Source organism: Marinibium conchae (assembly GCF_015595035.1).
Classification (GTDB): domain Bacteria; phylum Pseudomonadota; class Gammaproteobacteria; order Enterobacterales; family Alteromonadaceae; genus Glaciecola.
The window spans coordinates 149,179-170,575 of the sequence record NZ_JADNRN010000003.1 but is presented as its reverse complement, the minus strand read 5'-3'; the positions used below and the strand labels follow the sequence as shown (position 1 = coordinate 170,575).

10 protein-coding genes are annotated in these 21,397 nt (G+C 43.6%); all 10 read left to right on the top strand.

The genetic code is table 11. From position 1 onward, the window contains the following. The first annotated feature begins 21 nt into the window (after positions 1–21). The 10 genes from ISG33_RS12245 to ISG33_RS12200 all read left to right on the top strand — a co-directional run bounded on the left by ISG33_RS12245 (position 22) and on the right by ISG33_RS12200 (position 21,366). Complete coding sequence (locus ISG33_RS12245; RefSeq protein ID WP_195733912.1) at positions 22–1,248, top strand: threonine/serine exporter family protein; 1,227 nt, start codon at positions 22–24, stop codon at positions 1,246–1,248. 155 nt (positions 1,249–1,403) lie between these two features. Continuing rightward, complete coding sequence (locus ISG33_RS12240) at positions 1,404–2,300, top strand: SDR family NAD(P)-dependent oxidoreductase (RefSeq protein ID WP_195733911.1); 897 nt, start codon at positions 1,404–1,406, stop codon at positions 2,298–2,300. A 263-nt stretch (positions 2,301–2,563) separates the two neighbouring features. After that, positions 2,564–3,304, top strand: coding sequence for an SDR family NAD(P)-dependent oxidoreductase (locus ISG33_RS12235; protein WP_229333573.1), 741 nt, complete (start codon positions 2,564–2,566; stop codon positions 3,302–3,304). Between the two features lie 457 nt (positions 3,305–3,761). Further along, positions 3,762–6,125: a polysaccharide lyase 6 family protein gene (locus ISG33_RS12230; RefSeq protein WP_195733909.1), complete on the top strand. Its 2,364-nt coding sequence runs from the start codon at positions 3,762–3,764 to the stop codon at positions 6,123–6,125. After that, positions 6,122–8,356 carry a heparinase II/III domain-containing protein gene (locus ISG33_RS12225; RefSeq protein WP_195733908.1) on the top strand — a complete coding sequence of 745 codons (2,235 nt, stop codon included), beginning with the start codon at positions 6,122–6,124 and terminating at the stop codon, positions 8,354–8,356. The genes ISG33_RS12230 and ISG33_RS12225 overlap by 4 nt, the downstream gene beginning before the upstream one ends. A 35-nt stretch (positions 8,357–8,391) precedes the next feature. Beyond that, positions 8,392–9,723 carry an MFS transporter gene (locus tag ISG33_RS12220; RefSeq protein ID WP_195733907.1) on the top strand — a complete coding sequence of 444 codons (1,332 nt, stop codon included), beginning with the start codon at positions 8,392–8,394 and terminating at the stop codon, positions 9,721–9,723. 28 nt (positions 9,724–9,751) lie between these two features. Then, a complete protein-coding gene (locus tag ISG33_RS12215) occupies positions 9,752–10,798 on the top strand; it encodes a polysaccharide lyase family 7 protein (RefSeq protein WP_229333572.1) in 1,047 nt (348 codons plus the stop codon). Between the two features lie 171 nt (positions 10,799–10,969). Beyond that, positions 10,970–14,011, top strand: coding sequence for a TonB-dependent receptor (locus ISG33_RS12210; protein WP_195733906.1), 3,042 nt, complete (start codon positions 10,970–10,972; stop codon positions 14,009–14,011). Positions 14,012–14,107: 96 nt separating this feature from the next. After that, the gene (locus ISG33_RS12205) at positions 14,108–17,296 is read left to right on the top strand and encodes a chondroitinase-B domain-containing protein (protein WP_195733905.1); all 3,189 of its coding nucleotides are present in this window, start codon (positions 14,108–14,110) and stop codon (positions 17,294–17,296) included. Between the two features lie 398 nt (positions 17,297–17,694). Then, the gene (locus ISG33_RS12200) at positions 17,695–21,366 is read left to right on the top strand and encodes a VCBS domain-containing protein (protein ID WP_195733904.1); all 3,672 of its coding nucleotides are present in this window, start codon (positions 17,695–17,697) and stop codon (positions 21,364–21,366) included. The last annotated feature ends 31 nt before the right edge of the window (positions 21,367–21,397 follow it).

Below are 21,397 nucleotides of genomic sequence, written 5' to 3'. Positions count from 1 at the left end.
ACACTAAGGTAGATAGATAATTTGCATACTGATGAGTTTCGCCAAATACGACGATTTATTGTTAAGCTTGGAAAAATGCTACATAAATACGGAACACCAGCATTTCGTCTTGAAGCTTATTTACAAGAAGTATCCACCTATTTAGGTGTGCATGCTTCTTTTATTGCCACGCCTACGTCAATTACCTTCGTTATTTGGAGTGACAAGCACGAAGATGAGTATACGCACGCGGCTCGTTTACAGCCGGGTGACCTTGACATGAATGCATTGTCGCTCACCGACGAACTCGCCAACGAATTACTCACTGGCAATATGTCTTTAAGTGACGCCGATCTTCGCTTAGATCAAATTGACTTAATGCCGAGCCCATACGGCAAAGTGATTACTGGTTTTGCCTTTGCTTTAGCAACAGGCTCTTTTTCAATGTTGATGGGAGCTTCTTGGGCTGAGATATTCTGGACTGGCTTGTTAGGGTTAGTTGCCTATGTGTGGGTACTTTGGGCACAAAAATCAAAACGAGTTAATCTGATGTTGGAACCCGTAAGCTCGTTCGTTGCAGGTATTTTAGCCTGTGCAATCAGTCAGTATTTCGACCCCGGAATAAATATTCCATTGATGGTGTTGTCGTCGGTTATCGTGCTCGTTCCTGGTTTGGCGCTCACGATGGGCCTAGCAGAACTTTCCTCTCGGAATTTAGTTTCGGGCACGGCCAGAGTAATGGACGCCATCATGCAACTCTTTAAGCTCTATTTTGGCGCTTTTTTGGGTGTGGCGGTTGGTTTTAGTCTATTTGGGCAAAATGAATTTCAGCCAGCAAGTTCACTGCCTTATTGGGCAACATGGCTTGCAGTGGTACTTCTATGTTTTGCTCTAGTGCCGATATTCAGAACGAGGGTGAAACACATACCTTGGGCACTAATGTCGGCACTTATCGCCTACAGTACTACGGTATTCGCTTCGATTTATATGGACCAAAGCTACGGCACTTTCATTGGTGCGTTTGCTCTGGGTATATTTGCAAATGCCTTCACTCGCATCGCGAATCAACCGTCAACCATCGTTGCTATGCACGGATTGATTGTATTAGTACCCGGCTCAAAAACTTATATCGGTTTGAATTCTTTCATTTCTGGGCAAGACTTCGTGCAAGCTGATCACATTGGGCAAGAAGTATTTCTCATCTTTATGTCCTTGGTGGCAGGATTGATTTTCGCTAACGTGGTTATTCCTACTAAAAAAGCCCTATAAGCGACTATTCATGAAACGCTAGCTTGTTTATTACTCAACAAAATTATTCAAGCTGGCGGTTTCGACCTATATTTTATGGTGAAATATCAAAAAATAGAGTTTGGGCACAACGTTAAGCCTAATCGCCATGAATCACATCATATAGGGAAACACTAATGACCAATCAATACTCAGGAAAAACTACACTCATTTCAGGCGGCGCAGGTGGGATTGGTTTTGCTCTAGCAAAGGAGTTTGGAAGCTTGGGTATGAATGTGGTGATTGCTGATATTGATGAAAAAACCTTAGCTACGGCTAGCACACAACTTCAAAACGAAGGGGTTAACGTACTTGCGCTGAAGCTCGATGTGAGCTCCTACGAAGATTGGGAGCAATGTGTATCGGCGACAGAACAACACTTCGGAAAGCTACACATGGTGGTGAACAATGCTGGTGTTGGTGGTATACCGGGTAAAATTGAAGAAACTGATCATGCTACGTGGCGCTGGGTGGTAGATGTGAATATGATGGGCGTACTATATGGCACACAAGCGGCAACGCCTGCATTGAAACGCCATGGTGAAGGTGGATGGATAGTTAACGTGGCTTCTATGGCTGGCATGATGGGGGTACCATACTCTAGCGCTTATGCGGCAACCAAAGCAGCCGTAGTATCGATGACCGAGAGTTGGGCGGTAGAACTAAAAGCACACAATATCGCAGTTAGTGCCCTGTGCCCCGCCTTTGTAAAAACACGAATTCATGAGTCCTTGCGCAACAAACAGGCTAAATATCAGTCTGAACCCAATAAAAGCAAAGCCCCCATCGACAAGCAAAAGTTAAAGCAAAACTATAATGCAGCGGCGGCTTTGGTAGAGTCGGGTATTGAAGGCTCTTTGTTAGCCAAACGAGTTGTAGAAGCTCTAGATCATGAGCAAATGTATATTTTTACTCACCCCAATTACAGGGAAGTCGCATCATATCGAGCTCATATGCTCAACAAGGCCTTTGACGACGCCGAGCAAAGTGAACTCGTTAAGCATTTAATGGGACAAGAAATCGCGAGTTTGTGAACTGAGACGTATTATGGAAAATGACAATTGTATTTATTTTGTTAACTTTTTTAAGGAACTATATTTTTATTAGTTTACTTTAAATGTCTGTTTTATATGTGTTTATTTGTTTGGTAATTTGCTTTGGTAATAATTGATTTAATTTATTGGTTGACAATTGTTTGCTCTGTTGATTAACTTGCACCTATTATAACAACGCAGCAGTATGTACCCATTTTTTACGCAGAGCTGCAACACGGTTTTTTCGGAGATAAGTTATGTCAATGACAGGTAAAGTAGCTATTGTAGCTGGTGGCGGTAGAGATATTGGTGCTGCATGTGCAGTTGAATTAGCATCCAAAGGTGCAAATGTGTTAATCACATATCATGCTAGTGCGACCACCGCTAAAGAAACAGTAGATAAAATTGTAAGTGCTGGCGGTAAAGCACTTGCTATTCAGGCAGACCTTACAACCGAAAGTGGCGTAGCGGAAACTGTGTCAACAGCATTGTCTGAGTTTGGTGGAATCGATTGTTTAGTGCACGTATCTGGCGGGCTTATTGAGCGTAAGAAAATTTCTGAAATGGATCTTGCTCACTGGAAACAAGTCATGGACGTCAACCTAACATCTTTGTTTATGATGACGCAGGCTGTGCTTCCTCATCTTAAACCTGGTAGTTCAATTGTGACTTTCGCATCACAAGCTGCACGAGATGGTGGCGGCGGTGGCGCAATTCCTTACGCTACATCTAAAGGCGCAATTGCAACCTTTACTCGTGGCTTAGCAAAAGAGCTTGGTCCTGATGTTCGCGTAAACTCAGTTTGCCCTGGTATGATTGCGACTGGTTTCCACGACACATTTACCCCTGATAATGTTCGCTCGAACGTCGCTGGTGCAACTTGTATTAAACGTGAAGGTACTTCGGAAGAAGTGGCGAAACTAGTTGGCTTCCTAGCAAGCGATGATGCGTCGTACATGACGGGTAATAATGTAGATATTAATGGCGGTTTGTTGTTCTCATAACAGGCTACCGTTTCAAAGAATTCGTTGGGTGGTTGTGCGCCTATCGGATGTTGTAAAACAAATTTAATTATTTGTGTCCTAACTTTTCGGGCCTCTTTGAGGCCCGTTTTTGTATCTGCTTATAAATCGTCCAATCTCTTTTAACTCAAGCTCATTGTATTCATTACATAAATTTTGGTAAGACCAAAAGATTGGTTATTGGTAATGTTAAATGTTAATAAATGGTTGACAAGATATTGTTGAGTTGGTTACATTAGGTAACTAGAAATTAAGCCCAAATGAAGCCAACACGAATACAGGCGGGGCTTGGGCTAATACGTTAGCATGCTAAGACTGCGTGCTAGCATTTCACCAGTGACAGGTAAATTATGTAGTTCTCTATACATAGTGACCAACCGGAGCCCTTTGTTGAAAAGCAAAGGGCTCTTTTTTTTACCAAATGGATTGAGGCAGTTTTATGTCAGTTAATAGATTTGTAGGTCGTATATCTTCGCTTAGCGCAGCCGTGCTTCTCTCTTCATTATTGTCCGCCTGCGGCGGGCCAGACAACGCTCAGTCGTCAAATGTGGATACCGCAGATACCGCAGATACCGCGAGCCAGTCGGTAGTGCAAGACTCAGCAAACATCGACGGTCAGTTGGTGAGCAACATTGATGAATTCGAGAAGGCCGCAGCCTCTCTCAACCCGGGTGATACGATTGTATTGGCTGATGGTGAGTGGAGCAATTTTGAGATATTGTTGAGAGGCATAGGTACAAAAGACGCGCCTATTTCACTCAAGGCTCAGACCAAAGGCAAAGTCATCATAACCGGCTTATCAAACTTGCGTTTAGCTGGAGAGCACCTGTACGTTGAGGGTTTAGTGTTTAAAGATGGTTACAGTCCTACGGGTGAAGTCATCTCTTTCCGAGCAAGTGAAGGTGAGCTAGCTAACAACTCACGCGTAACCGAAGTTGTCATCGATGGTTTTAGCAATCCCGATAAATTTAATTCAGATAATTGGGTTGTGCTATATGGTAAAAATAATCGCTTCGACCATAACCACTTAGAAGGTAAGAACAACGCAGGCGTGACCATGGCAGTGCGTTTGAATTCAGTGGAAAGTCAGGAGAATAATCATCGTATAGATCATAACTATTTTGGTCCACGTCCTATATTGGGTTCAAATGGCGGTGAAACCTTACGTATTGGTACTAGCAAATATTCATTAAGCGACTCTCTAACAATTGTTGAAAATAACTATTTCGATCGCTGTAATGGTGAAGTTGAAATCATCTCCAATAAATCGGGTAAAAATAAGTTTTTAAATAATGTATTTTTTGAAAGCAGAGGAACGCTAACACTTCGCCATGGTAATGGTAATTTAGTTGAAGGTAATGTGTTCTTTGGTAATGGTAAACATCACACTGGTGGAATACGTGTAATCAACGCCGACCAAACTATTCGCAATAATTACATGGAAGGCCTTACGGGTATTCGATTCGGTGGTGGTTTTACTATTTTGAACGGTGTGCCCAACTCTAAAATAAATCGTTACCACCAAGTAAAGAATACCAAGATCGAAAACAACACTATCGTCAACGTGAGTAACATCAACTTTGCTGCAGGTAGCGATGCCGAACGCACAGCCGTTCCAATAAACAGTAGCTTCTCGAATAATTTAGTGCTTAACACCAGCGACTATATTGCTGATGGTGATAATGCTTTTAAGATATTTGATGATGTTTCGGGGATTGAGTTTGCAAACAACATAAGCAATTTTGAACCGCACAAAGCTATTCAGGCTGGCTTTTCAGTTGAAGAAAGTGACATCAAACGCGGTGATAACGGTCTATTGCAAAGCGCTTCGGCTCAAGAAGCCGGTGTCGGTGCTGCCGCTACGTTAAATCCCATAGACAAATCAACGACCGGAGTAGAGTGGTATGCGAAAGCCGGTGCACAAGTTGAATTTGATTCTGGCGATACTATCGAGATTTCGTCATCTGAACAATTGATTGAAAAAATCGCTTCTGCACCCGCGGGAAGTACCCTTGTACTTGCACCAGGCGACTATAATCTTAACAAGCAACTGCAAGTTAAGAATGTGGTAACTATAAAGGCTAAGAGTCCGCGTTCAGTGACCATTTTTCCAATGCGCTCTCTTACTTTTGAAATTGAAGATGGGGGTAGCTTAAAGCTTGAGGGCTTAAACATAGTGGGATCTAAGGCACCCGATAATGCTGGGAATGTATTAATTCGTTCAACAAAATTACCGACTTTATTCAATTATCGTTTGCATGTAGTCGATACTCAGGTAAGCGATCTTAATGTAAATCACTCTGCGCATTTCTTCGATGCTGGTTATAGAACGCTAGCCGACGATATCGCTATTATTAATTCCTCATTCACTAATATCACTGGTGACATCCTGCGCCTCGACAAAGAACAAGATGACCTTGGAATATACAATGCCGAATACGTAACCATAGAAAACTCTAGCTTTAGCAACATTGAAGGCGCAGTTGCTAAAATCTATCGTGGTGGCACCGACGAAAGTACTTTTGGTCCACACTTTGTTTTCTCGAACAATAAGCTAGAAAACGTAGGGGCGGGTAAACGTAATAAGTCGAAGTCATCTATTTTCTTATTAGGTGTTCAACAAAGCGCCTTGCTCGATAACAGCTTTGAATCAAGTAAAGTAGTCACTATCGACCACACTGTGGGTGAGCCTCGCACAAAAATTATCAATAACACATTCTCGTCCACACCAATGCCAGTAGTTACTGAAACCTTTGCAAAAGGACCATCTACTGCTCTAGTGAAGGGGAATCAAACAAAATGAGAATAGGTAAAAGCAAAATATTAGGCTGTTTTCTTGGTGTGTCACTGGCTAGTGCATTCTGCACGAGTCAGGTTTTGGCGAATAACTTATTAGAAACTGATGCACAAATTACCGCCATGCAAGAAGCGGTAAAAACAGAGGGTTCTTTTGCTGCCGAGTTTATTAAACGCCGTGACAAGCTCGACACCCTTTTAAAACAGGAAATCAATGTGCCGCTTCCCGCCGATGCAGGTGGTGGTTACACCCACGAAGTGCATAAGCGAAATTACGCTGCCATGCGCGATGCGGGTCGTCTATATTTGCTTACTCAAGATAAAAAGTATGCTGACTTTGTGAAAGACATGCTTTTTGAATACGCTGATATGTATCCAACTTTGCCCTTACATCCCAAACAAAAAGAACAGTCTCCGGGTAAGCTGTTTTGGCAAAGCCTCAATGAGGCTGTTTGGCTGGTTTACAGTATTCAAGGTTATGATGCCATAAAATCGGCTTTAAGCAGCAGTGAGCGCGAGAGAATAGAAAATAATCTTTTCATTCCCATGGCGACATATTTGTCTGATGAATCCCCGCAAACTTTTAACAAAATTCATAACCACGGTACATGGGCTACCGCGGGTGTAGGTATGGCGGGTTATGTTCTCGATAAGCCAGAGTGGGTTGAAAAGTCGCTTTATGGTTTGGATAAATCAGGTAAAGGCGGCTTTATGCGTCAACTTGATGAGCTATTTTCGCCTCAAGGCTACTACAACGAAGGCCCTTATTATCAACGATATGCACTCATGCCATTCGTCCTTTTTGCGAAGGCAATTGATGTAAATGAACCTGATAGAAAGATATTTGAACATCGTGATCAAATTCTATTGAAAGCCATTACGACCACTATTGACCTAAGCTACAACGGTTTGTTTTTTGGTATCAATGATGCAATCAAAGATAAAGGCATCGACACCATAGAGCTAGTGCACGGCGTCGCCATTGCTTATAACAAAACCAAAGCATCGGGTTTACTCAGCATTGCTGAAAAGCAGCAGCAAATATTACTCACTGGTGACGGTTTGCAAGTAGCTGAAGCACTCGATAACTCTCTGCAACAAGCCTATCCCTTTGAGTCGACTGTTTTTGGCGACGGTGTTAATGGGGATGAAGGCGCACTGGTTGTGTTGCGCGCTAATCAAGCTAAAGAGCATCAGGCTCTCGTATTCAAGGCTACATCTCAAGGCCTTGGGCATGGTCACTTCGATAAGCTCCATTGGATGTTTTATAACAACGGCGAAGAAATTGTTTATGACTACGGTGCTGCCCGCTTCCTCAATGTAGAGGCAAAATACGGCGGACACTATTTGTTTGAGAATAATAGCTATGCCAAACAAACCATCGCACACAATACATTAGTGGTTGATGAAACCAGTCATTTTGATGGCAAAACAAGTGTAGGGAATCAATACCACCCAAAAATGTTATTTACTGAAATTGATGATGAAATTCAAATTTCATCAGCCACAATGTCTGAGGCATATGAAGATGTTATCTTCACCCGAACGCAAGCCTTACTTAATACAAGCGAAGGTTTTGTGTTTGTGCTCGATTTAATGGACGTGGAATCAGACAGTAAACATCGCTACGACTTGCCTGTACATTTTATTGGTCAGTTTATTGAAAGTAACACCGAACTTCGAGCAAATACCGCACTTCAGTCTCCTTTAGGAACTACTAATGGCTATCAGCATTTGTGGCTGCAAGCAGTCGCAGATATAGATCAATCAAAAACTCCTCTAACGAAAGTGACATGGTTAAAAGATAATACTTTTTATACTTACAGCAGTGCAATAACCACCGATAAGGGGTCAGCGCCAAGTGAGCAAAAACTATTAATGACCAGAATTGGTGCCAACGATCCAAACTTTAATCTCATCGCCAATCAAGCACTAATCAACAGGGTGACTGACCAAAGTTCGCTAGCGTTTTTGAGCGTACTTGAGGTGCATGGTGAATACAACGGAAGTCGAGAGTTTACTATCCAAAGCCGGAGTCAGTTAAGCGCATTAGTCAACCTGAGTGACAAGGTTGACAAGCAAGATATTACCTTAATAAAAGTGAGCTTTGTAGGCGATGTTAACTACCTTATTGCTCTGGCACCAAAAGCAGAAAGCGATACAAGCATAACTGAATTTACATTCGGAGGCGAAACACATCAAATTAACGGTCGCGCAGAGTTAATTCGCACTAAATAAGCAAAAATCCAGGAATGAAGTAGAAAGGAAAAGCAATGAAAATGAGAAACTTACGTTGGTGGGTGATAACCCTAGTTGCCCTCGCAACCGTAATTAACTACATCGACCGTCAATCACTGAGTGTACTTTGGCCTTTTATGGGAAAAGAGATATACCCAGATTATAGCGATGTGGAGCTAAAAGAAGTATACGGCATCATTAGTGTTGTTTTCCTTTTTTCTTATGCATTTGGCCAAGCTATTTTTGGCAAGATATTTGATTGGATTGGTACTCGTGTTGGTTTTGTGTTGTCTATCGGTATCTGGTCAATTGCTACCGTGCTTCATGCTTTTGCTCAAGGCATTCTTACCTTTAGCTTATTCAGAGCCATTTTAGGTGTGTCTGAAGCTGGAAACTGGCCAGGTGCAGCCAAAGCCAATGCAGAATGGTTTCCAACCAGAGAGCGAGCGTTGGCTCAAGGGATATTTAACTCTGGTGCTGCTATTGGTGGCATTATTGCCGTGCCGTTAATTGCATATTTAGCTTTATTCTTCAGTTGGAAAGTGATTTTCGTTTTGGTCGGCCTCACTGGGCTGTTATGGCTGATTCCATGGTTAATTGTTGTTAAATCGCCACCGGGTTCTCATCCTTGGATCACCGAGGAAGAGCGAGAGTACATTCTCACAGGCCAGAAAAACGAAGTGAAAGATGAGTCTGGTGTCGTAGCTAATGAGTACACACCATCAACGGGGCAGTTGCTATCTCACAAACAAAGCTGGGGTGTCATCATCGCAACTGCTGCTATCGATCCTATTTGGTGGTTGTTTATTGTATGGATACCTACCTATTTAGTAGAAGTGTATCAGATGGACGTGAAAGGCTTGGCGATCTATGGTTGGGTGCCTTACCTCGGTGCCATGTTCGGCGCATGGTTTGGAGGTTTACTCGCGCAAAATAGATTGAAAGCAGGTTGGTCGGTAAATAAAACGCGAAAACTTGTGATTTCTCTGGGGTGCTTGATCATGTTGCCTTCCTTACTTGCGCTATCAAATCCTGGCGGAGAGGTAGCTGCGGTAATCATTATGGCGACCATACTATTTGGCTTTCAAACGGCAATTGGTAATGTTCAGACTTTACCAAGCGATCTATATGGTGGTAAAACAGTGGGTACATTATCAGGATTTGCTGGTATGGCCGCTAAGTTAACCGCCGGCGCACTTATCTACGCCGTGCCTTTCTTAACCGCTGATGGTAATTACACTGTTGTGTTCATCATTGGTGCTTGCTTGGCTATTCTGGCAATGATCAGTATTTGGCTTCTGTGCCCTAAAATTGAGCCAGTTCCTGCCAAGGCTGGTTATGTTGATCAGGGTGCTGCCAAGCAGTAGCACTCTTTATTAATTTGGGTAGTTGTATATGTCGGGTGTAATAGTAAGAGGTAGAGGCGTGATAAACATAAATAAAAAAGTAGCGTTAGTGAGCTTTATGGTTTTAGCGGCATTAAGCGCGACTAACGTGCAAGCTCAAAGCCAACAGCCTGACGTATCTATTGATATCACTTTGCCTGAGTCGCACGCGAGCCTTGCAGATGGGGTTTTGCTAGGTGATTTAAGCAAACTCGACCCGAATAAAAAACCGGGTGAGAACTTTGATTTACTCGACTGGTCACTCACTCTGCCAACCGATATAAACAAAGACAAAAGGGCCGACACTATCTATGAGAAGCCGCTTTCCGACGGCTTTGAACTCAAACCCTTCTTCTATACTGCAGACGATGGCGGCTTGGTTTTTGCCTGTCCGAATGTGGGTGCTAAAACCTCAAAAAATACTAAGTATGCGAGAACTGAACTTCGTGAAATGTTGCGCCGTGGAAATACGCGCATTAAAACCCGTGGTATTACCAAAAATAACTGGGTTTTTGCCGGCGCGCATGGTTCCGCCAAACGCAAAGCCGGGGGCGTGGAAGGCAGTTTAGAAGGCACCTTGGCTGTTAACCGAGTATCAACAACAGGCGATGAAAAAATGCTTGGTAGAGTAATCATCGGTCAAATTCATGCCACCGACGATGAGCCTATCCGTTTGTATTACAGAAAACTACCTGGAAATGTTCGTGGCTCCATTTATTTTGCCCATGAGGTTAACGGAGGCGATGACGTTTGGATAAATATGATAGGGACTCGCTCTCACACTTTGCCCGACCCAGAGGACGGGATAGCTTTAGATGAAAAGTTTTCTTATAAGATAAGTGTTGAAAACGAAGTGTTGTTTGTCACCCTAATTCGTCTTGGTAAACCAAATATTACTAAGCATTACGATATGAAAGACAGTGGCTATAGCGCTGGGAACCAATATCACTATTTCAAGGCTGGCGTATATAATCAAAATAACGGTGGTGCTGAGGGCGACTACGTGCAAGCAACTTTCTATCACATCGAAAATACCCACCCCGGTTACAAATTCTAAAAGTAAAAATAGCGTTAATAATTTATTGGTAAACCTTATTGGTAATAAAATTATTAACAATTGGTTGATGTGTTGGTATTATTTGCGTATATTGCTCATAACAAAAGCGTAACATAAACATAACAAAGCGATTCGCAATCACATGCTCGCAAAAAACACGGAGAACTCGATATGTCGTTAATATCAGGGAAACAAACAGGCTCAATTAGTCAGGAAGAGCAATTCACGCTTTCCCCTGTTGCCAAATGGGTAAAAGTTGCAGTTTTAGCATCAGTTGCTAGTTCATTTGCATTCTCTGCTTCTGCACAAGAAGCACAAACTGAAAAACAAAATGACGCAGAGAACGTTGTTGAAGTGATCGATGTGGTTGGAACTCGCAAAACGATACAAGACCAAATAGCCATAAAGCGTGAAGCGACTACGGTTGTTGACGGTTTATCTGCGGAAGACATTGGTGACCTACCGGCGCTTTCAATAGGTGAAGCACTAGAGTCAATTACCGGTGCCGCTTCTCACCGCGAAAACGGTGGTGCAACAGAAATTACGATCCGTGGTTTGGGTCCATTCCTAAGTGCTACTCACATCAATGGCCGCGAAGCAACCAATGGTAGTGGCGACCGTTCTGTCAACTTCTCTCAGTTCCCGTCTGAATTGATGAAGAAAGTGGCAATTTATAAAACTCAAGATGCCTCAATGATTGAAGGTGGTGTTGCGGGTGTTATTACACTTGAAACATTGAAACCTCTCGACTTCGGTAAACAACGCTTTCAAAGTGAAGTAAAACTAAATTATAACCCTGATGCAGGCAATATCGAGAACTCGTTGCAGAGCGATATAGGCTATCGCGGCACGATCAGTTACGTTGACCAATTTGAGTTTGAAAATGGCCAAGCACTTGGCTTCAGTGTTGGTTTCCAGCGTCAAGACATTAGCCAACCAGAAGCAGAGTACAGAAGCTCAAGCCCGTCAGGTTCTTCCTTATGGGCATGTTTAAATGACCCAACAAATACTAACACTGGTTTCTTCAGAAGCGGTGCTGGCGATTGTGAAGATCAAGTAGTTGGCGCTAATAACCAAGGTTATAACACTGCTATCGACCCGAATACTGGAAGAGCAGTGGATGCGGACACGCCATATGCATGGACTGGTTCGAGCAGAAGCTTCCGTCAGAATGAAACTTCTGACGAGCGTGAAGCAATATTTTTCGGCGTACAATATCGTCCTTCTGAAGCATGGGACATTAACCTAGATGCACAGATCTCCGACCGTACTCAAGCTGAAGCACGCCACGACCTTATCTTTTTACAGAAAAGAGCGACTCCAGGTGTTACAGGTCAAAGCCTAGTTACCAATGAGGTTGGCGCTATTTTGCAGTGGGCTGGTGAAGAACGAATTGAATCTGCGGGCGAGCAGTTCTCTCGTGAAGAAAACTATCGTGGTGGTGGCTTGAATATTAAGCACTACTTTAATGACAGTCTCACAATCAACGCAGATATTTCTTATTCAAATACCCAGCGTGAAGAACTTCAAATTTCTAACCGCGGAAGAACTTTATCAAGACCATTCTTCTCTTGGGAGTTAGGCGAGAATATTCCTCACTTCACCGTGACAGATTTTGATGTAACGGACATCTCTAACTTTACTGATAGCTTGCGTACTAGACTTGACCGCGAAAACATTCGTGATCATGAAGTAGTATCCGCTAAGTTAGATTTTGATTACATCTTGGGGCATGACGTTTTCACATCGATTAAAGGTGGCGTTCGAAGCTCAGAGATGACCTTCTTACAGCTTGGTGGTGACATGCCAAACTCGTTCAATGGTTCAAGAAACCAGATTGAGCTTGCTGGCGGCGAGGCCCTTGATATCTTAAATGCTTGTGAGATTGCTTTCCCTGAAAGTGGCTTCCTAAGTAACGTTTCTGACGGTAACTTGATCACTCATATTGATGGCGACGGAAATGTAGTTGAAAGCGGCACGGGCAGCTCGTGGGCAACGTATGACAACGTGTGTTTCTCACAAGCAATTGCAGCTGCAAATGGTGATGAGTTTGCTTTCCCAGAGGGTATTTACGCGTCATCGGGTACTATTGATGTGACTGAACAAACCAATGCTGTTTATGTAATGGCAGAATACGATACGGAAGTATTTGGTAAATTCATTCGTGGTAACTTCGGTTTGCGTGTGGTTGATACAGAGGTCACAGCAGTTGGTTTTAGACCAGGGTACACAGTAACAACTGATGCAGTAGGTGGTTTAGAGCTTGCAGAAGACTTAACTAACCTTGTTCAGATTGAGTCTGGTAGCAGTTATACAGAGGTATTACCTAGCTTTAACCTAGTAGTTGATTATTCTGAAGATATACTTCTTAGAGCCGGTATTTTCCGCGGTATGTCTCGTGTTGACCCTGCAGATTTAGGTTTCAGCCGTGGCATCGAGTCTGATGGCGATGACGCTGTTTCAACAGTTGAAGAGCTGTTAACTGGTGCAAGTGGTTCAGGTAACCCAAGTTCACTGCCACTGATGTCTTGGAACTATGACGTTGCTGTTGAATGGTATCCTAATGAAGATTCGATTGTTGCGGTAGGTCTTTACTACAAGCAGTTCACAGGTGGTTTTCAAACCAACATCGTAGAAGAAACCTTTAACGTTGATGGCGTTGATTATGTATTACCAATCTCTTTACAGGTAACTAACGAAGATACAGCGGATCTATATGGTCTTGAAGCATCTCTTGCTTATCGTTGGGAAAGCGGTATTGGGGTTAAGCTCGGCTACAACTACGCTGATTCAGACTTCGAAATCCAAGATAGCCTATACGGTGATACTTTTGTAACCGGCTTAGATGGCATTACAACTCAACTGACTGAAGGCATTATTCCAGCAGGTAATGTTCCTGGTTTATCTGAGCACGTGTTCAGTGGTCAGGTTTATTACCAAATTGGCGATTTCGACATGGCCGTTATTTATAAGCACCGTAGTGATTACTTCCAGCCTTATACAACTGACGGCTCTCGTCTTCGTTTCGTAGATGATGTTGGTGTATGGGAAGCGCGTGCGTCTTATAAGATTAACAAAAACTTCCGCGTAAAAGTTGAAGCAATAAACTTGTTCAGCGAACCACGTAGCGATGACTTCTTTGTTCAAGGCAACCTTGGTCAGTTAAGTGACTATGGTCCTCGTTTGTTCGCAGGTCTTAGCTTCAAGTATTAATTCAGCTTGATGTTGCATTAATACTGGAAAGAGAAAGTACAAAACCCGCGAGCGAAAGTCAGCGGGTTTTTTTTCACCTAATGGAAGGATTCACACATGACGACCAGGTATTTTCAACCTACATTACTAGCTGCTAGCCTTGCTATTACGCTAAGTGCTTGTGGCGGCTCAGATTCAAGTGGCAGCGATATACCAGATATTGAGCCGCCCGATACCAATGTGGCGGCTACTTTTAGCGGCGATTTGAGCTTATCTATTAGCGCCAACCAAGCAGAGCATAATGGCAGCATAAGCATAAGTGATCCCGACGCTGGTGAAGCAACGATTAATGCACAAAATGATGTGAGTACAAATTTTGGTATTTTTTCAATTAACAGCGCTGGTGCCTATTCTTATATCCTGAATATCGACGAACCTGCTGTGATAGCACTAGGCGAAGGTCAAGATAGCAGTGAATCAATTCCCATAAGATCTGCCGATGGCACCAGTACTAACATCACTATTACAATTGAAGGCATAAACGAACCGGCGACATTTTCCTCGGGGACCAACGTAGATAGCGCGAGCATTTCTAACCAGCAGGACGCGGCGGTAACAGGCAATATTGTCGTAACCGATCCTGATAATGGTCAGTCATTCATTGACCCACAAACTAACATAGATTCGAGTTACGGAAGTTTTAGCATCACTGAAAGTGGTGTGTGGACTTACACACTTGATAGAAATAACGCCAACGTAGTAGCCTTGTCTAGCCCCGAACAGACCTTAACCGACACCATACAAATATTCTCAAGTGATGGCAGTGAAGCAAGTATCAGTATTCTGATTTCTGGTGTTCAGAGCGTTTCATCGTCGGTATTAATCAAAGGTAGTATCGGCAGTAACGACAGCGTGCCAGAAGTAAGCTGCGATACCGTTGTTAACTCAACTAGTCAGCTAGAAGATGCCGTAAGTTTCTCTATGACACCAGGTGAAACACTGTGTTTAGCAAATGGTTCATATACTGGCTTGGATTTAAGCTTTGGTGGCGCAGGCACAAGTGATGCTCCGATCAAGATTGCTGCTGAAACTCCAGGCCAAGTCATAATAGATGGTGAGGTTTTTATCGGTATGACTGGCGATTATGCCATCTTGCAAGGCTTTGTGTTTAGAGATGGAAATATTGGTAGTAGCCTTTTACAAACAAGAGCAAATGGCAACACCGCATGTAACAACTGTCGGATCACAGAGAATACCTTTATCAATATGGACTCTGAAGGTGACGATAGTTCCAAGTGGTTTCAAATCTATGGTAGTAATAATCGCTTCGACCATAACTGGGTATCAGGTAAATCTTCTCGCGGTGCTTTATTCGTTATTGAGAGAGGTAGCACTGTTGGAACAGAAGATAGAACCCAAATCGATCACAATTATTTTGGCGACCGGCCTCCCAAAAACGGCCTTGGTTACGCCGAGGGTAGCGATAACGAGTACGAAGGCATACGTGTAGGATCCAGCAATACTCATACTAGCGATTCGTTTGCTGTAATTGAACACAACTATTTCGAAGGGATTGATGGTGAAGCCGAGGTTATTTCGATTAAGGCGGGTGAAGTTACCGTAAGGCACAACACCATACGAAACAGTCGCGGTTCAATCGTCAATCGGCATGGTGAAGGCGCAACTATTGCCAATAACTTCATAATTGGTGATGGCAACCCTTTTTCAGGCGGTATCCGCATAGTTGATGCTGATCATCAAGTCGTAAACAACTACATTGAAGGGGCGCGCTACTTAAGTACTAATTTCAATGGCGGTCTATTAGTTAGCAACTCCGACGGTTCAACTAGCAACGGTTATCAAGATGTTGAGAATGTATTAGTGGCAAATAATACGGTTATCGATAGTGTCAATAGTGTGAACCTTTATGCTGGCAGCAGAAGCACTCGGCCTAACAGCGTATATTTTGTGAATAACATTGTTGATGATGCTATTGGGAGCGTGATCAGAAACGCCGATACCTTACCAAACGACTCAGTTTTTGCGGGCAATATAGTGCATGGCGAAAGTTTAAGTGATAACGCATCGTTAAGCAGCTTATCTGGTTTCACATTTACTGATCCTGCGCTTGAAAAAGGTGATGATAATCTTGCCAGACCATCAAACAATAGCCCTGACTTAAGCGCAGATATGACTGCCGGTTTGGGCGCTTTCAGCCTTCCATTACTCGATATGGACGGACAAACTCGCTCGTCAGCGAGTGTTGCGGGTGCGGATGAAAGCCTTGAAGAAGAACTCAGTGCAACCGCTTTGCGTGGTGTTCTTAGTCCTGAGCTCGTTGGCCCGTTGTCGTATGAGGTCACTCCCAGTGAGCCAAGTATTAAAGTGCTTACCATCAATAATGCTAGTTTTGATAGCGGCGATTTAAGTGCTTGGACTGCGGTGAATGCGGCAGTCACGACTGCTAGTGACGAAGTGTTTTCACGAGGGGCGAGTGCTGTGGTGACGGGCGGAAATGCTTCGCTTAGTCAAACAATAGCGTTATCACCTGAGCGTTTTTATACTCTGTCAGCCTTTATTGCCGGCGACGGTGCTTTAAGTGCGAGCCTTGGCGATCAAACATTTACAATCGATAGATCATCCTCGGCTTATGGCTTTGAAATGCTAAGTTTTGCATCCGGTGACGCGAGCGAAGTCACGATCACGGCGGCACTTTCCGAAAACGTGGTATCAAATGTTGCTTTGGTAAATCCAAATTTCGATGATGCTCAAACAGGCTGGGTGGTAAATGAAGGAAGCGGGATTGGTCAGGTTCAGGATTCTAGTAATTCGTCATCAAGCACCGATGGATCTATCAAATTTACTTATAACGATACCGATAGTGGTGATCCCTACAACCCATACATCGCCCAAACAATCACAGTAGAGCCGAATACTGATTACACCATTGGTATGTATATATTGTTAAAAGAGAGTGATGAACAAGATGCCACAGTGCTGTTTGGAGCACACTCCGGAACGGCAATAGAAGGTGGCATATTTGCCTCATCTACGGTTTTAGCGTCGAAAAACTCCGTGTATGCAGATTTATCGGAGGCTGATGAAGCTGAAGATAGCTTTCGCCCCGATAGCGTTTCGTTTAATTCGGGTAACAACACCACGGTGACCATATTCGCACAATATCAATCTAATTTGGGTGACGATATCCGTATTGACGAGTTTACCGTCACTTCGGCTGGAGCGGCAGCAGATGATGCAAAGGCATATTTTGATGATTTCAGGTTGATCAGTCATCCAAATTTGTAAATAGAATATTGTTTGGTTGACCAAATATTGCGATTGCGCTGGTTTTTAATAGATAGCTAGAGTAGTAAATAGCGCTTTTTCTTTCTATTAGCAGAAGAATTGTCGTATTTGTAAACAAAACAATTTCGTTTGCTCAAGTGACCTTACTCATTAAAGGCGCAGGTTTGAATTTGCAAGGCATTGTCGGAAGCCTTGTAAATAGTGATTTGTAGCCATTTATAAAAAATATTAGCTTGGGCATGATGCAGAAAATGTTAATAAAATATTTTGGTATTACCAAAAAAGTTAACAAACCCCTTTTCTGCCATACCAATTTGGTTTACATTATATATACATTTACCAATTGTGCTCGATAGCTAGGCAACAATTTAGAAGTAGAACTTTCAGGAGTAGAAAGCATGTTCAAAAAATCACTAATACCACTTGTCGTCGCGACAGCCCTCGTCGGCTGTGGTGGGGACGACAAGGCTGAGATAGATGGTAATAATCGCGGGAGTATCGAAATCATCGGTAGCGATTTCTTTGCCGGTGCAACGTTATCGGCCTCGGTTTCTGATGCCGACGGCATCCAAGCAAGCACCCTTACCTATGCTTGGTCAACAGGTGCAACGGGCACTTCTTATGTTATTACTGAGGCTGACGAAGGCTCTGTGATCACAGTATCAGCGGTTTATACAGATGAAGCAGGTTTCACTGAAGGTGTTGGCGCTTCTACCCCAACGATTCAGCCAACACTCGACGTAAATGCAAGTGTAGTTAAAGGACCAGTAGCGGGCGCTAGCTGCGATATATATGCAGTGGATGATAGTGGTGCGGCAGAAGCGTCGTCACAAGCCACAGCAAGCTCTGCTGATAGCGGTTCAATTACTTTTACCAATGTTCACTTCGAAGGTACTGGTTTAGTCTCATGTACCGGTGGAACTTATGTTGATGAAGCAACTGGTGAAACACTTGACGCACCATTGCTTAGAGCCGTTATCGACGTTGTTGAAAGTGACTCTGATGAAGATATCGCAGCCGGCACCGGTGAAGCAGCGCCAACTTATGTCGTTTCGCCTCTCACCGAAATGGCTGTTCAAGCAGCGGGTGCAGACTTAACAAGTTTTGAAGAACAAGCGGCGATTATTAATGCTCGCTTTGGTATTCGCTTTGACACCACACAGGTTGCTCCAACTGCGGTTGGCGTTACTCCTCTAGGTGCCGATGGTGCTGCTGATGCAGACAGATACGGTTCAGTTTTGGCTCTATTGTCACAACTTGATGCAGACGACGCTGATAGCGACATGGCTGCAGTATTAGCGACCGTTGCTGCAGATCTTGCAGACGGCTCATTCTCTGAAGCGCTTTTAAACGCGTTTGAATTGGCACAAACCAACCTTCAAACAACCTCCGCGGTTGCAGCAGACGTTGATGAAGACTTGTTGAATGTGATTGGCTCAGCTGTGGGATACAACAATGACCCCGTAGCAGCGATTATTGAAGGTACCTTAAGTGGCACTATACAAAATACCGCCACTGACCCCCTAACAGGAACAGTAATTGTAAACGACCCGAATTTTGAAGAAGATGCTGTAATAGCGCAAAGTGATGTCGTATTAGACTTTGGTACTTTCAGCATAAGTGCTAACGGTAACTGGTCATATACAGTGGATACTGCAAACGAAACGGTTGCCAACTTAGAAGTAGGCAGCTCGGTAAACGATTCAGTAACAATCGAATCAGTTGACGGCACAACCGCTGATATTGAAATACGCATTGCTGCGCTAACCCAAGTTGCTAAAATTACTGATATTGGAAACGATACGGGTGAAATTCGCTTTAGCGTTGACAATCTTCGTCAAGGTAAATTAAGTGCTTCTTTCTCTAAAGAAGTTGCACTTGGTAGCGATGGCAACGTAAAAGACGCTTACATCACTCTATATGGTTTGTCTGGAAGCTCAAGTGAGTCATTAATCGACTTGCGTATCCAAGGCACTCAAACTACTGCAGAGGGCGAGACTATTGAGCCACGCTTCTTTGTTCGAAATACAGACAGCGACGCTTATCCTGGCGATATAATTACTGCCGATTTCACTGAAGAACAATTCTATGATGTTGAAATTACTTGGGACTTAGACGCAGCCGAACAACTTACGGTTACCATCGATGGTGAAGTGATTGGCGGTGGCTCATTCTCTACTGCAGCTGTTGTCGACCCAGATTTTACGGATTTAGACCAATGGTTTGTTGATGGCGTAAGAACAATTCAGTTCCGTTTTGGTGATAACGACCGAACTATTCCTTTTGGCGCTTACTACGTAGACAACATCGAAGTTGCATCAGACACTAGCGGTGAAACCGTTGTATTCTCTGACGACTTTGAAGGCTATGATGTTGGTGAAACTTTGGCCGGCGATGGCAGTTTATATAGCCTAGCAATCTACTCTGAAGTAGTTGTATTCGATGCTGGTGACGGCAGCGTAGAGCAAACTCCAGCGGTATTCTTCGACCTTGCAGGTTCATTACCAAGTGACTCCACAGAGCCGCTGACAGGTATGGTTAGTATCATCGATCCAAATGAAGGTGAAGCAGCAATAATCGAGGCTTCAGGTGCTACTACCTTCGGTTCTTACTCGATACTAGAGGATGGTTCTTGGACTTATACCCTTGATACGAGCAACGAAGTTATTGCTGCATTGATCAGCGGTGAGCGTGAGACTGACACTATTACAATAGAGTCGGTAGATGGCACTACGGCAGAGTTAGTTATCACGATAACTGGCGTAGGCGGTGTCAGTAACGGTCCGAATAAAGTTGCGGTAATTGTGGATACGCTTGATAGCGACACAGGTGAGTTACGTTACGCTCTTGGTGGCGACCTTGCTCTTGCTGCAGGTAGAATTGAAGTGTCAGTTAAGCGTTTGGATGATGACTTAGGTAACGGCGATGCATTCATCACTTTGTTTAACTCAGCAACCAACAACAGCGGTGCAATACTCGACCTAAGAATCAGAGATGATAGTTTCGGTGTTCGCTCTCCGAGCGATGTTGATACCTCTGCTGCTACTGTTCTACTAGATCAGTTCATGGACGTAGTGATTACTTGGGAATACCCAGGTGGTGACCTAGAATTACTACCATTAGTCACTGTTGAGATAGACGGTGTACGTTTCACTGCTGAAGGCTTTACGCCTGACAACAGTGCTACCGGTGGTGTAACACACGTGGCCTTTAGATTTGGTGATAATGGCGGAGTGAGAGAAGCAACAGGTAAATTCTCAGTTGATGACCTATTTATATTCTCTGATACAGCAGGTACGACTGAAGTGTTCTCTGATGACTTTGAATCCTATGCTGATGGTGATTCATTAGATACTGACAACCCAGCGTCGCCTTATAACTCAAGCACGTCGGAAGCAACGGTTGAAGCCTCTGGTGATGTTGGCGGCCCGGGAACTGACGGTAACAAGATTGCTGAAATTCGCGATACCCTCGACAGCGATACTGGTGAGCTACGCTATGCACTTGGCACTGAACCGCTAGCGCAAGGACGTTTTGAAGTTGCAATTAAACGTTTGGATGATGATCTAGGTAATGGTGATGCTTTCATTACTTTATTCAACTCTGCGACAAATAACAGCGGTGCTCTACTCGACCTACGTGTTCGTGACGATAGCTTTGGCGTGCGTTCACCGAGTGATATTGATACCTCAGCGGCAAGTGTCGTACTTGATCAGTTTATGAACGTTGTTGTAACTTGGGAATACCCAGGTGGTGACTTAACGGTAACTCCTTTGATTACAGTTGAGATAGACGGCGTTCGTTTAACGGCTGAAGGTTTCACTCCGGATAACAGCTCAACGGGTGGGTTAACTCACGTTGCGATTCGTTTTGGCGATAACGGTGGCGTAAGAGAAGCAACAGGCGTTGTATCGGTAGATAACATTGCTATCTATTCTGATACTGCCGGCACCACTCAGGTATTTGCAGATGACTTTGAAGGCTACGTTGAAGGTGATTCACTTGATACAGACAACGCCGCTTCACCTTATAACTCTTCTACATCAGAAGCAGTTGTAGCGGTTGAGTAAGCGTTAAGCTAAGTCTAAGTTTATACATAAA